The sequence below is a fragment of the Uliginosibacterium silvisoli genome, assembly GCF_036017035.1.
Lineage (GTDB): Bacteria > Pseudomonadota > Gammaproteobacteria > Burkholderiales > Rhodocyclaceae > Viridibacterium > Viridibacterium silvisoli.
Genome location: NZ_JAYXHS010000004.1, coordinates 457,562 through 470,893, shown reverse-complemented (window position 1 = coordinate 470,893; position 13,332 = coordinate 457,562). Strand labels below are relative to the sequence as shown.

The 13,332-nt window shown below is 62.2% G+C and carries 9 protein-coding genes; all 9 read right to left on the bottom strand.

Annotated elements, in window-relative coordinates:
- The 9 genes from VVD49_RS19935 to VVD49_RS19895 all read right to left on the bottom strand — a co-directional run bounded on the left by VVD49_RS19935 (window position 1) and on the right by VVD49_RS19895 (window position 13,275).
- Window positions 1-1,491 (bottom strand): TRAP transporter large permease, encoded by a 1,491-nt coding sequence (locus tag VVD49_RS19935; RefSeq protein ID WP_327600984.1) that lies wholly within the window; start codon window positions 1,489-1,491, stop codon window positions 1-3.
- Complete coding sequence (locus tag VVD49_RS19930; RefSeq protein WP_327600983.1) at window positions 1,488-2,027, bottom strand: TRAP transporter small permease subunit; 540 nt, start codon at window positions 2,025-2,027, stop codon at window positions 1,488-1,490. The genes VVD49_RS19935 and VVD49_RS19930 overlap by 4 nt, the downstream gene beginning before the upstream one ends.
- 171 nt (window positions 2,028-2,198) lie before the next feature.
- The gene (locus tag VVD49_RS19925) at window positions 2,199-2,435 is read right to left on the bottom strand and encodes a hypothetical protein (RefSeq protein ID WP_327600982.1); all 237 of its coding nucleotides are present in this window, start codon (window positions 2,433-2,435) and stop codon (window positions 2,199-2,201) included.
- A gap of 218 nt (window positions 2,436-2,653) precedes the next feature.
- On the bottom strand, window positions 2,654-4,171 hold the full coding sequence (locus tag VVD49_RS19920; protein ID WP_327600981.1) for a fumarate hydratase: 1,518 nt from the start codon (window positions 4,169-4,171) through the stop codon (window positions 2,654-2,656).
- A gap of 176 nt (window positions 4,172-4,347) precedes the next feature.
- The gene (locus VVD49_RS19915) at window positions 4,348-5,982 is read right to left on the bottom strand and encodes a methyl-accepting chemotaxis protein (protein ID WP_327600980.1); all 1,635 of its coding nucleotides are present in this window, start codon (window positions 5,980-5,982) and stop codon (window positions 4,348-4,350) included.
- A 461-nt stretch (window positions 5,983-6,443) separates the two neighbouring features.
- The gene (locus tag VVD49_RS19910) at window positions 6,444-10,055 is read right to left on the bottom strand and encodes a hybrid sensor histidine kinase/response regulator (protein ID WP_327600979.1); all 3,612 of its coding nucleotides are present in this window, start codon (window positions 10,053-10,055) and stop codon (window positions 6,444-6,446) included.
- A gap of 69 nt (window positions 10,056-10,124) precedes the next feature.
- Window positions 10,125-11,420 (bottom strand): EAL domain-containing response regulator, encoded by a 1,296-nt coding sequence (locus VVD49_RS19905; protein ID WP_327600978.1) that lies wholly within the window; start codon window positions 11,418-11,420, stop codon window positions 10,125-10,127.
- Between the two features lie 4 nt (window positions 11,421-11,424).
- Entirely contained in the window at window positions 11,425-12,333 is a 909-nt protein-coding gene (locus tag VVD49_RS19900; protein WP_327600977.1) for a CheR family methyltransferase, read from the bottom strand.
- 168 nt (window positions 12,334-12,501) lie between these two features.
- Window positions 12,502-13,275, bottom strand: coding sequence for a class I SAM-dependent methyltransferase (locus VVD49_RS19895; RefSeq protein WP_327600976.1), 774 nt, complete (start codon window positions 13,273-13,275; stop codon window positions 12,502-12,504).
- Between the last annotated feature and the right edge of the window lie 57 nt (window positions 13,276-13,332).

The window sequence follows — 13,332 nt, the reverse complement described above, 5'->3', positions numbered from 1 at the left end:
TCAGTTCCTGAGTGCCTTCTCGAGTGGGTCATCGCTGGCAGAGGAGGCAGGCCCGGATGCACTGGATGGCGGCGCGCTGAACTCGGCAGGCGGCACTTCTTCGGGCGCGCTTTCCGCGTCGCCGGGGATTTCGATCTGCACCTTGTCGAGATCGACCTGAACGGGTTTGTCGACAAAGCTCGTGACCAGCCCCGGCCAGAAGATGACGATGACCACCATGATCAGCTGCAGACCAACCCAGGGCAGGGCACCGAGATAGATGTCGGAGCTCTTCACTTCCTTCGGCGCAATGCCGCGCAGGTAGAACAGCGCGAAGCCGAAAGGCGGGTGCATGAACGAGGTCTGCATGTTCACGCAGAGCAGGACGCCGAACCAGATGAGGTCGATGCCCAGAGCGCTGGCAACCGGCGCAAGCAGCGGGATGATGATGAAGGCGATCTCGAAGAAATCGAGGAAGAAGGCCAGGAAGAAGATGAAGGCATTCACCGCGATGAGGAAGCCGACCACGCCACCTGGCAGGTTGCTGAGGTGATGCTCGATCCAGCGTCCGCCGTCGACGCCCTGGAAGACCAGGCTGAAGACCGTGGAGCCGATGAGGATGAAGATCACCATCGCGGTGATGCGCATCGTCGACTCCATGCCCTGGCGCATCAGGTCCCAGGTCAGGCGACGATGGATCGCTGCGATGACCATGGCGCCCACTGCGCCCATCGCGCCGGCTTCGGTTGGCGTCGCCATACCGGTGAAGATGGTTCCGAGCACGAGGAAGATCAGCACGATGGACGGGATCATGCCCATCAGCACGCGACGGATCAGCGCCCAGCCTGTATGCGTGCGCACCTCTTTCGGTAGCGCAGGGACCCACTGCGGCCGGACGATAGACAGGACGAAGATGTACGCAATGAACAGCAGGGTTTGCACGATGGAAGGGCCGATCGCACCGGCATACATGTCACCCACCGAGCGACCCAGCTGGTCGGCCAGAACGACCAGAACCAGCGACGGCGGGATCAATTGCGTGATGGTGCCGGAGGCCGCGATGACACCCGTTGCCACGCGCATGTCGTAGCCGTAACGGATCATGATGGGCAGCGAGATCATGCCCATGGCGATGACCGATGCGGCGACCGTGCCGGTGATCGCGCCGAGGATCGCGCCGACGATGATGACGGCATAGGCGAGACCGCCTGGCACGGGGCCGAATAGCTGCCCTGTGCCTTCGAGCAGATCCTCCGCCAAGCCGCATCGCTCGAGGATGGTGCCCATGAAGGTGAAGAACGGAATGGCCAGCAGCAACTCGTTCGACAGGATGCCGAATACGCGCTGCGGCAGGCCTTGCAGGAATTCGGGCGGGAAATAGCCCATCTCGATGGCCAGCACGCCAGAAGCAAGCCCGAGCGCGGCGAGGGAGAACGCTACGGGGAAGCCCAGCAGCATGAACAGGATCAGGCCGCCGAACATCAGCGGCGGCATCCATTCGAGTAGCGTCATTGCAGTGGCCTCTCGTAATGGGTGTCCATCTCGTATTCGCCACGCAGGTAGCCGATACGCTTGATGATTTCCGATACGCCCTGCAGGCAGACGAGCAGGAAACCGAGCGGCAGCATCAGGCGCGCGGGCCATATGATGAGTCCGCCCTCATTGCTGGAATATTCCTGCGAGTTCCATGAAGACAGGAAGTAGGGGGCCGAGAAGTACAACAGGGTCAGCATGGCCGGCATGAGGAAAATGAGCAGGCCAAGCAGGTCAGCCCAGGCTTTTCCGCGGGCAGGCAGCCGACCGTAGAGTACGTCGACGCGTACGTGCTCGTTGCGCGCCAGCGTGACCGCGGCGCCCAGCATCACGATGCCGGCAAAGATGTACCACTGGATTTCGAGCCAGGCGTTGGAACTGAGGGAGAACGCATAACGGCTGAGGGCATTGCCGGTACTTACCAGGCAACAAACAAGGACGCCTGCAGTGGCGACCCAGCCGAAGATGCGGTTGAGCTGATCTATCCAGCCAGCAAACCTGAGTAGTGCTTTCAAACGTCCCCCAATTATTCGAATTCTGAGGCTGAGTCGGAACGGCTGGCGCCGACCTTCTGTACCTCTATCTGTACCGTAGCTTGTCGCGGGCAGAATGATACCGGCGGGCCCGAACCTTGGCTGCCCCACCCGGAACAGGGAAGGGCTGCCAGAGGTCTTGCGATCTGCCGATCAGGCTTTCTTGCGCTTGGCCGGTTTGACGGCTTCGCTGGGCTTCAGGACCAGCACGCTCGTGCTGGTGATGGACAGGCGGCGCACGTCGAACCAGCGCGAGGCGGGCATGAAGCCGTCTTGCAGGGCTTGCGAGGAGACGAGCGCCCGGCGCTCGCCTGTGATGTGATCTGCCAATGCGGTGATGATGCCCTCAAAGCCAGTAACCTGATCCTTCGCTTTTTGTCCAAGTTTCATATCGTTACCTTCTCATGGTTAAGGTTCAACGCGCCGAATGAGCGCCGGTGTCATCGCTTCACAGGGTAGATGTCGGGCCTTGTCGGTCCCGCCCTGCAAGCGCGGGTCGATGCTACATGCTTTCGGGCTTATGCATTGGTGATCCGGCCAGACGGAAAACACGTACGCGGCCTACAAAAAAGCCGACCAGCAGGTCGGCTTTTTTCTTCCAGGAGTGCTTACTGCACGGCGACCGGAATCTTGCCGATCTTCGCCTGCCATTCCTTTGGCCCGGTCTTGTGGACCGAGGTACCGCCGGAGTCGACGGCTACGGTGACCGGCATGTCCTTCACCTCGAACTCGTAGATGGCTTCCATGCCCAGGTCGGCGAAGCCGACGACACGCGCCGCCTTGATGGCTTTCGATACGAGGTAAGCCGCGCCGCCGACAGCCATCAGGTACACCGACTGGTGCTTCTTGATGGCGTCGATGGCTGCGTCGCCGCGCTCGGACTTGCCGATCATGCCGAGCAGGCCGGTTTCGCGCAGGACCTGTTCGGTGAACTTGTCCATGCGCGTCGCCGTGGTCGGACCCGCCGGGCCGACGACTTCATCGCGCACCGGATCGACAGGGCCGACGTAATAGATGAACTTGCCTGCCAGATCGACGGGGAGCTGCTCTCCCTTGTTGAGCATGTCGACCATGCGCTTGTGTGCCGCATCGCGACCGGTGAGCATCTTGCCGTTGAGCAGCAGCACTTCGCCCGGCTTCCAGGTATTCACTTCTTCGCGTGTCACTGTATCGAGATTGACGCGGCGTCCCTTGGACGCGTCGTAGGTCAGCTTCGGCCAGTCGTCGAGCGAAGGCGGATCCAGGAACACAGGACCGCTACCGTCGAGCTCGAAGTGCGCGTGGCGGGTGGCAGCGCAGTTCGGAATCATCGCTACAGGCAGGTTGGCCGCGTGCGTCGGGAAGTCGCTGACCTTCACGTCCAGCACGGTGGTCAGGCCGCCGAGGCCTTGCGCGCCGATGCCAAGGGCATTGACCTTCTCGTAGATTTCCAGACGCAGCTCTTCGGCGCGTGTCTTCGGGCCGCGTGCGATCAGATCGAGGATGTCGATCGGCTCCATCAGCGCTTCCTTGGCCAGCAGCATGGCCTTCTCGGCCGTGCCGCCGATGCCGATGCCGAGCATGCCCGGCGGGCACCAGCCTGCGCCCATCGTGGGCACGGTCTTGATGACCCAGTCGACGATGGAGTCCGACGGGTTGAGCATCGCGAACTTGGACTTGGCTTCCGAGCCACCGCCCTTGGCCGCGACGATCACGTCCACCTTGTCGCCAGGCACGATGCTGACGTTGATGACGGCGGGCGTGTTGTCCTTGGTGTTGCTGCGCTTGCCGGCCGGGTCGGCCAGCACAGAGGCGCGCAGTTTGTTGTCCGGATGGTTGTAGGCGCGACGCACGCCTTCGTTCACCGCGTCTTCCAGCGAGCCGGTGAAGCCTTCCCAGCGCACATTCATGCCGACCTTGAGGAAGACGGTGACGATACCGGTGTCCTGGCACAGCGGGCGATGACCCTCGGCGCTCATGCGCGAGTTGATCAGGATCTGCGCCATCGCATCCTTGGCGGCCGGGCTCTCTTCGAGCTCATAGGCGCGTGCCAGGTTGGTGATGTAGTCGACGGGGTGGTAGTAGCTGATGTACTGCAGCGCGCCAGCGACGCTTTCAATCAGGTCGTCTTGCCGGATGGAAGTCATGGAATTACCTCGGGACACGGGGGCTAAGAAATCCGGGCTATTCCGCATGAGCCAGCGGGTGCCCGATATAGTCAGAATCACCCGCGCAGCTTCCGCCTCAAGGGTAATTCAAGCCCGTGATTATACCGCCGGACGGGGCTTCCATTCCCCGTTCTGGCGGTTGGTCCATCTGGTGATCAGAACTTCTCGAAAGCGTCCTCGTTGATCTGCGCGGACTGTGCGCCGAGCCGAGTCGGCTTCGCTGGGCTGGCGGCGAAGGATTTCGCAGCCTTCGTGTGACCACGCATGCCCTGCACCGAAGCCGTCTTGAAGAACATCATCATCTCCTGCAGCTGGGTGGCCTGCGCGTTCATCTCCTCAGCCGTCGAAGAGAGCTCTTCGGAGGCGGAAGCGTTGGCTTGCGTCGTCTGGGTGATCTGACTGATCGCCATATTGATCTGGTCCAGGCCCGTACTCTGTTCGTTCGACGCCGCAGCGATTTCCTGCACCAGGTCGGCGGTACGCGTGATCGATGGCACGAGATCGGAGAACAGGGTGCCGGCGCGCTCGGCCAGGTCTACGCTGCTCGATGCCACCGAGCTGATTTCCTGTGCGGCGACCTGGCTTCGTTCGGCCAGCTTGCGGACTTCTGCAGCGACCACCGCGAAACCCTTGCCGTGTTCGCCTGCGCGGGCAGCTTCGATCGCGGCGTTCAGGGCCAGCAAGTTGGTTTGATAAGCGATGTCGTCGATGATGCCGATCTTCTGCGCGATCTGCTTCATGGCGACTACCGTTTCACGGACGGCCTCACCACCCTCGCGCGCATCCTTGTCGGACTTCTGCGCAATGCTGTCCGTGACGCGGGCGTTTTCCGTGTTCTGTGAAACGGTCGATGACATTTCTTCCATCGAGGCACTCGTCTCTTCGACGCTGGCGGCTTGTTCCGAGGCGTTCTGGCTGAGCTGTTGCGAAGACGAAGAGAGCTGGTCCGAAGCCGAGGCAAGCGAGTCGGCCGCGCCGCGAACATCGCTGATGACTTGTGTGAGGCGCTCGACCATTTGCGACATCCCTGCGAGCAGGCTGGTCTCGTCGTTCTTCTTCAATTGCACCTGCACCGTCAGGTCGCCCTCGGCAACGCGCCGCACGACATTGGCCGCATAGTCGGGTTCGCCACCGAGCTGGCCGGTGATGATGCGTGTGACGACAAGGCCGAGCACCACGGCCAGCACCATCGCTACGACGATCGTTGAAATCATGATGGTGCGTGCAGTGGCTGAGCTGGCTTTGCCTGCTTCGTTGGAGGTCGCTGCCTGCTTGCTGTTCTCGTCGCGCAGATCTTCAATTGCCTTCGCAACGGCATCTGAAGCGGTGCGCGCTTTACCGTTACTCAGTTCAGCCGCATCGTCGAACTTCTTTTCACTGGCCAGTTTGGCAACTTCGTCATTCATGGCGAGATAGACGGGCATCGCCTTGTCGAGATCCTGGATCAGTGCCTTTTCGGCTTCACTGAGTACCGTGCCCTGGTAGTCCTTATAGATCTTGTTGAAGGCGTCGACGTGGCCCTTGGCGCGCTCGACTGTCTGTTTCTGCAAATCGACATCCTTCATCGAAGGCAGGCGTGCATACGAGCGGTTGTGGGCACCCTGACGGATCTGCATGTCCGATAGCATCTGGATGGCCATCAGGTTGTTCGAATACGTCGAATCCAGACGCTCGGAAAGGTCTGTGATACGCGTCATGCCATACAGGCCGACGACGAGGGTCAGCACGGCACAGGTGAGGAAGGCGACGAGAAGCTTCTGTGCCAGTTTGAGGTGACGAAACCAGTTCATAGCGGGTACTCCTGTGAGGTGCTGGTCAGCTGACCGTGTCTTCTACTTGGTTGTGGCTCATGCCTGCGGCCATGCGCGTATCGGGCCAGACTTTCTGGATCGCTGTCATGACATATCCGGGATCGAGGTGACGCTACTGCCGTCGAGCGTCGTCGAGTCGTTGATGCCTGCGAGGCCCCGGAACCTTTTGCCGGGCGGCTCGATGGCCACCTGGAATTTCCCTGACAGACGATCAAGCACCTGTGCCCGGCGCGTTGATGTCCATATCCGACAACAACGAGACTTTTGCCCGTTTTCTGAAGGGTAGGCGTATCAAATATTTCACCTGCCGACAGTGGGTGCGGGGGGCCGCCGAGCAGTTGGTGCGGTGTTGTCCGGCCGAAGACGATGTCATGTCGAAGCGGTCCATGGGCCGATCGAGCATGCGTACTGTTGGGGAGAATGACGACGGCGTGATCGGCTCATTCATCGGCGCCTGCACTCTCTGCGCCGGCGTGCTGCGTGACCTGACCGGCGTCGTGCTCGCCGAGCGCGGCGCGCAGGCCGTCGAGCAGCACCGTGTAGCGGCTCACGAAGTTATCAAGTGCCGCAGCGGTCAGTTCGTTCTGCGCGATCTGCTGTTCGACTTCGGCGCAGACGCCTTGCAGCTGGGTGGAGCCGAGCATGCCGACGACCGCGCGCAAGCCATGCACGATACGGCCGGCTTCGTCGTAGTTGCCGCGTTCCAGTGCCGACTGCAATTGTCGGGGCGCATCCGCGCGCTCCGCGGTGACGCGTCTGACGAGCTTCAAATACAGGTCGTGGCGGCCGAGCATGCGTGCCAGTCCGAGGTCGACATCCAGCTCCGGAATCAATGTGAGTGCTGAGATGATGGATGCGTCGTCGCTCAGCTTGTCCGGCGGCTCGACGGGCTCATTGTCCTGCACGGTATCTGCAGCGGGCTCTGGCGCGGCGACCTGCAACTGTGCGCTGGGTGCAACACTGAGTGTCGTGTTGGCGGGTAGCCAACGCGCGATGGTGGCGTACATCTGTTCCGGGTCGATCGGCTTGGTGATGTAGTCGTTCATCCCGGCCTCAAGGCAGCGCTCGCGATCACCGCTCAGGGCATTGGCGGTCAGCGCGAGAATCGGCAGGCGGCTGAAGCCCTCGTGCGAGCGGATTCTGCGCGTGGCATCGAGACCATTGAGGATGGGCATGTGCATGTCCATCAGCACGATGTCGAAAGGCTCGCGGTGGATGCGCTGGATCGCCTCCAGCCCGTCGGCGGCCGTCGTGATGTGCATGCCTGCGATCCCCAGCAGGTCCTGCGCGACTTCCTGGTTGATCTCGTTGTCCTCGACCAGCAGCACGCGTTTGCCACGCAGATTCGTGTAGTCGCCGAGTGGCCGCATGCGGCTGCTGTCGCGTGGTCGCGCGGAAGGTGAGAAGAGGCTGATCAGCGTGTTCATCAACTCCGACGGCGAGATGGGTTTGGGCAGGCTGGCGTCTGCCACGTGGCCGCCGTCTTCAACGCCGGCAATCTCGCCCGGCGGAGCAATCATGACCAGCTGCGGGATGGTGCCGCGCAGGCTCATCTTGCGCAGTCGAACGGCTGTGTCGGCGCCGTTCAGACCGGGCATCTTCCAGTCGATGAAGACCACGTCATAGGGCGTTCCTGAAAGATCGGCGGCGGTGACCATGCCGATCCCCTCGAGCCCGCCCGAGGCCTCGGCGGCCTCAAACGACATGGAGCGCAGCAGGCTGACCAGCATTTCGCGCGCATGCTGGTTGTCATCGATGACCAGCGCCTTGCGGTTACGCAGGTCGACGCGCGGCAGCACGGCCGTCTCCGGCTCGGGTGCGATGCCCAGTGGCAATTCCATCGAGAAGGTGCTGCCTTCACCCAGTACGCTGGTGACGGACACCGTACCGCCCATGAGCTCTGCGAGCTTCTTGCTGATGATGAGCCCGAGGCCGGTGCCCTCGAAGCGACGCGCCATCGAGCCATCGAGCTGGCCGAAGGGTTTGAATAGCGAGGGCAGGTCTTTCGTTGCGATGCCGATGCCGCTGTCCTCCACGGCAAAGCGCAAGCGGGTGCTGTTTCCCGCGATCGACACGGTCTGCACGCGCAACACGACTTCGCCGCGCTCGGTGAATTTCACGGCATTGTTGATGAAGTTGATCAGCACCTGGCTGATGCGCATGGAATCGCCGATCAGCTGCCGCGGCACGCCGCGTTCGATCGCTACGATCAGCTCCAGGCCTTTGGCATCGGCCTTCTCCCACACCAGGCCGGCGACATGTTCGAGCAGATGCTCGAGCGAGAAGCTGTCCTGCTCGGTTGCCATCTTGCCGGCTTCGATCTTGGAGAAGTCGAGGATGTCATTGACGATGCCCAGCAGATGCTGGCTGGAGGCGCGGATGCGCTCGAGGTAATGGTTGAGGCGTGGGTTGTCGTTGATGCGCGCGGTCAGGTGCGAGATGCCGATGATGGCATTGAGCGGCGTGCGGATCTCGTGACTCATGTTGGCGAGGAATTCCGACTTGGCCCTGGCCGCAGCCTCGGCTTCCTTGCGAGCTTCACTGAGTTGATGTGTGCGCTCGTCGACCTTGGATTCCAGCGTACGCGCCAGCTCCTCGAGCGCACGCTGCGCGACGATCTGCTCCGTGATCTCGACCGCGATCGAGCCGACGGCGATGATGGTCGTGTCGTCGTGGCCGTATACCGGGAAGCGCAGGACGCGAAAGGTGGTTTCCTTGTCGTCGATTTTGACGGTATTGACGCGCACGATGGTGCGTCCGCTGCTGATCACCTCCTGGTGTTCGGCGATGCGTTGACGCGCGACATCAGGTGGATAGAGGTCCTCGTCACGCTTGCCGATGACCTCGTCGCGCGTGCGGTTGATCGTGGATTCGAAGACCGGATTGGTCAGGGTGTAGATGCCGTTGCGGTTCCTGACATGCATCCCGACCGGTACGTTCTCGCTGAAGGCGCGCAGACGGCGCTCACTGATGGCGAGCGAGCGGTGACTGCGGAATTCGAGGGTAATGAGGCCGAGGATCAGGCCGATTGCGACCGTGGTGAAAGTCACCAGGACCTTGCGAGAGACGTTGTAGGAGCTGAAGGATTCGGACAGATCCTCTTCGACGATGAGCCCCATGTCGGTACTGGGAAGCCAGCGTCCCATGCCGATGACGGCACGACCGCGATAGTCGGCGTAGTTCTCGAGGTAGCCCGTGCTGTCGGATCGCGACTTGAGCAGATTCGCAGCGATGCGTGTCAGCGGGCGGCTTGTGGACTCGGCGGGGATGATGGGGGCAACGCGGGAAAGCGGCACTCTGGCCGAGCGGCCGAAGGCACTCCAGCCGGGCGTGGCTCCCGGGGGGGCCTGCAACTCGCTTTCGAAGCGACTGGGCGAAATGATGTTGCCCTTGGTGTCGATGACATAGGCCTCGCCGGTATTGCCCGTACGGCCAGCCTCCAGCACCTTGAACAGACGCAATTGCGGGTTGCTGCGCAGACAGAGGAAGCCGATGGCGCGGGTGCCCGTGTCGATGCGGGCACAGGCCAGCTGGAAGGCCGTGCCGGAGGGCAATTCGATGCCGTCGCGGGTTACCGGGCGCGGCGCGGCAATCGGGCGTGTGACCGCGATGCCTGTGCGGGTGGCGATCTTCAGTGCTTCGATGGCCTCTTTCGTGGCGACCGGCTTGCCCACATAAGCCGGGCTACTGGCGGCAACCACGGTAAATGACGAGTCAATGACGCTATAGCCCTCGAAGCCGCGGCTTCGAAAAATCGGCGTAATCCAGCGGCCATACTCCTCGCCGGACTTCGCCTCGCCAGGGTGCTGCATGACCTGCTCTGCGAGGGAGGCGTGGTGCGGGTGAGCGGCGATTGCCTGGACACGCGACATCTCGTCTTGCTGCATCAGGGCGACGAGCTGGGTGACATTGTCGAGCGTGTTCTGCAGGTGGCTTGAGACGTTGCGGCGGTATTCGGTCGAGATCCACTGCAGGGCCAGCGCGCAGAAGACCATCATGAGGATGATGGCCAGGGTGGTGATGACAATACCGAAGCGGATGCGTTTGTTCATTTCTGCCTGTTTCCCCAGCCCGTTCCCGTCTTGCTTCCCTGTTCCTGCCTGTTTGTCGTCTGCGAAGTGCTACATGGCCTCGCCGCAGAGTGCGCGGATGCGTGCCTTTTCCTGCCGCAACCAGACCGGTACCGCGGCAGCTGCCATGGCGGGCGACAACAGGAAGCCCTGTACGCACTGGCAGCCAAGGGATTCGAGCAGCATCATTTCTTCCATGGTCTCGACGCCTTCTGCCACGGTGACCAGTCCCAGCCGGTGTCCCATCTCGATTGCCGATTGCAGCATCGTCTGCAGATTCCACTTCTGGTGGGCGTTGCTGACGAAGGTGCGATCAATCTTCAAGGTTGTAAACGGCAGCCGCGACAATTGCTGCATGGAAGAAAAGCCACTGCCGTAATCATCTATGGCCAGGCCGAAGCCGCGCAGGCGCAAACGGCCCAGCGTGCCGATGGCCGAAGCGAGGTCGCTGACCACGGCGCTTTCCGTCACTTCAATGACCAGCGAGCGTGGCGAAATGTCGGCAGCATCGACGCGGCGCAGGATTTCATTGGCGAACTCCCGATCCGAGAGCGAGCGCGCCGACACGTTGAATGACACGCTGGGGTAGAGGCCGCGACTATGCCAGGTGCCCAGGTCGGCGAGGACGTGGTCCACGATGGCAAGCGTGAGGCGATCGATAAGGCCTTGCTGCTCGGCCAGCTCGATGAAGTTGCCGGGCAGGATCAGTTTTCCCGTGGTCGTCACCAGGCGTGCCAGCGCTTCAAAGCCGAGTACCTTGCCGGTCTTCAGGCTGACCACCGGTTGGTAATAGGGCACGACGCGCCCGTCATCCAGCGCGGCAATCAGGCTATCTGCAGTGACCGCAGCGCCATCGGGGGGAGGGGAAGCGCCCGGGCGTTGGCCGGGTGTGGCGTGCCGGGACTGGCGGTGCTGGGCGTAGAAGCGCGTCATCATGTTCGACACGGCAAGGTATGACAGCGGTTTCGGCAGGGTGCCGAGTAACTGCAAACCCAGGGCTTCGGCCATGGTGCCTACCGCGGCGAGAATCGCCGATTCGGCACCACTGACGACCAGGATACTGGCCCGCAGGCCTCGTTCTGCCAGCAGCTGCAGGAGTTCGATGCCATCCATGCCCGGCATCTCGAGATCGACCACGATAATGGCTGGCGAAACGGCAGGCTGGCCTAGCAGTGCGAGGGCCGATTCACCGTCGCAGGCCTCGTGGATGTGGGTGATCCCCAGCATCCTGAGGATGGACATGAGCAGGTTGCGCTGCAACTCCGAGTCGTCCACCACCATCACGCCCTGTTCGAGGAGTGATGGATGTGGTGGCGAAAGCGAGCCGGAGGGGGGCGGCGTCAGCATGTGCTCAGGCTGCCTGACGACCTGCGGCCGCGTTCAGACGGGCATTGTCGGTGTGACGGGCCGGCACTGGCGCGTGGGTGATCTTGTGCTGCGGCTTGCGATGAATGGAGGGGGCGACCGTCTCCAGGTCGAGCTTCAGGTCCATCAGCGTGTCGGCATGACCGGTGTATAACCAGCCGCCGGGGTTCAGCGACTCAAGCACGCGCGAGACGATCTTCTGGCGCATGTCCTGATCGAAATAGATGAGCACATTGCGCAGGAAGATGACGTCGAACTTGCCGAGGTGTTGCGGCGAGTCGAGCAGGTTGTGCTGGCAGAAGCTGACGCGCTCGCGCAGCTTGCGGTTGATCAGCAGCGAGCCTTCGAAGTCATCCGTGCCGCGCAGGCAGAACTGCTTGAGCGCGTTCTGTGGCATGTGCTGCAGGCGCTCCATGCGATACAGGCCGCGTTCGGCCGTGACCAGCGAGCTCTCGGAAATGTCGGAGCCCACTACGCCCCAGCGACTGCTGCCGGCACCATTGCCCAGCGCGCCCGCCAGGGTCATGGCGAGGCTCCAGGCCTCTTCGCCCGTCGAGGCTGCCGCGCACCAGACGCGCACCGGCTTGCCGCGCAGTGCCGGCAGCACCGTGCTGTCCAGATGCTGGAAGTGCTTTGGTTCGCGGAAGAAATAGGTTTCGTGCGTGGTCAGCGAGTCGACCACATAGGCCCGCTCATTGCCTGCCTCGTCGTTGGCGATCAGCTCGCAATACGCGTCGAAATCGCGCAGGCCAAGCTGCTGGATACGGCTGTTCAGGCGGCTGGCCACCAGCCCCTGCTTGTTGTGCGACAGGCGAATGCCGCTCTCATGTGCGAACAGGGAGCGGATGTTGCGGAATGCGTTTTCGCTGATCTGTCGGGATTGCAGTGGGTTCATGGCCGGGCGTGCGTGGTTGAGACAACACATGCATTCTCGGTTTTCGCCCAGCGTCGCAAGAGAGTAGAACTACTCAGCGGGTGAGTGGGGGACTACCTAGTCAGATATGACATCGAGAAAGGACGCAGGGAAGACGGTCGCTTCCCTGTTCGAGCCGAGACGTCCGGCTTACTGACGCGGCACCCGTGCCCAGTAAAGCCCGGTGTGCGCCGTGAAACTTCCATCGGCCTCGATGCGCAGGCCCTCCTGCACCTCGCGTGGCGCCTCGGTTTGCAGGCGGCGGATCATCGCGACGTTCTGCTCTGGAGTACGCAAGCGCGCGACCCACGATGCAAACTCCAGACGCAAGGGCCATTGCTCGTAAGCGAGAAGTTCGAGATCCGCGCCCTGGAGCAAGGCGCGCCATTCCGCAGGCGTGCGATTGCGGATGTGCGAGCGGTCGCGCAACAACTCCATGGTCTGGAAGTGCGTGTCCACAAGCGGTTCGGGATCTCCCTCGACATCAATGACCAGCACATGACCACCAGGGCGCACGACGCGACGCATCTCCTGAAGGGCGGCTTCGAGCTGGAGCCAGTGGTGTGTGCTGTAGCGGGTGGCCGCGACACAGAAGCTGGCATCGGCGAAGGGCAGGGCCTCGGCGCTGCCCTGCTGTGTGGCTATATTCTGAAGGCCACGTTCTGCCGCGCCGGCCTTTACGGCGTCGAGCATGGCGGCTGACGGATCGAATGCGATGACTTCTGACAAAGCTGGTGCGAGCGCAAAACTGAGATGACCTGCGCCGCAGCCGACATCCAGCGCCTGGACTTTGGGTGGAATCGCCGCGCTGACGATTTCCCGCGCGCGTTGAAGATCGGCACCGGCCGCGTGTACGGCGCTGGCGAGATAAGCCTGTGCCTGCGGGCCGAACTGATCCTGAATGGCTTGCGAGTGTGTGCTCATGGCTGTGCTCCTGCGTAAAGGAGCTCACACCATAAGTGGCTATTTATGCTGGTACAA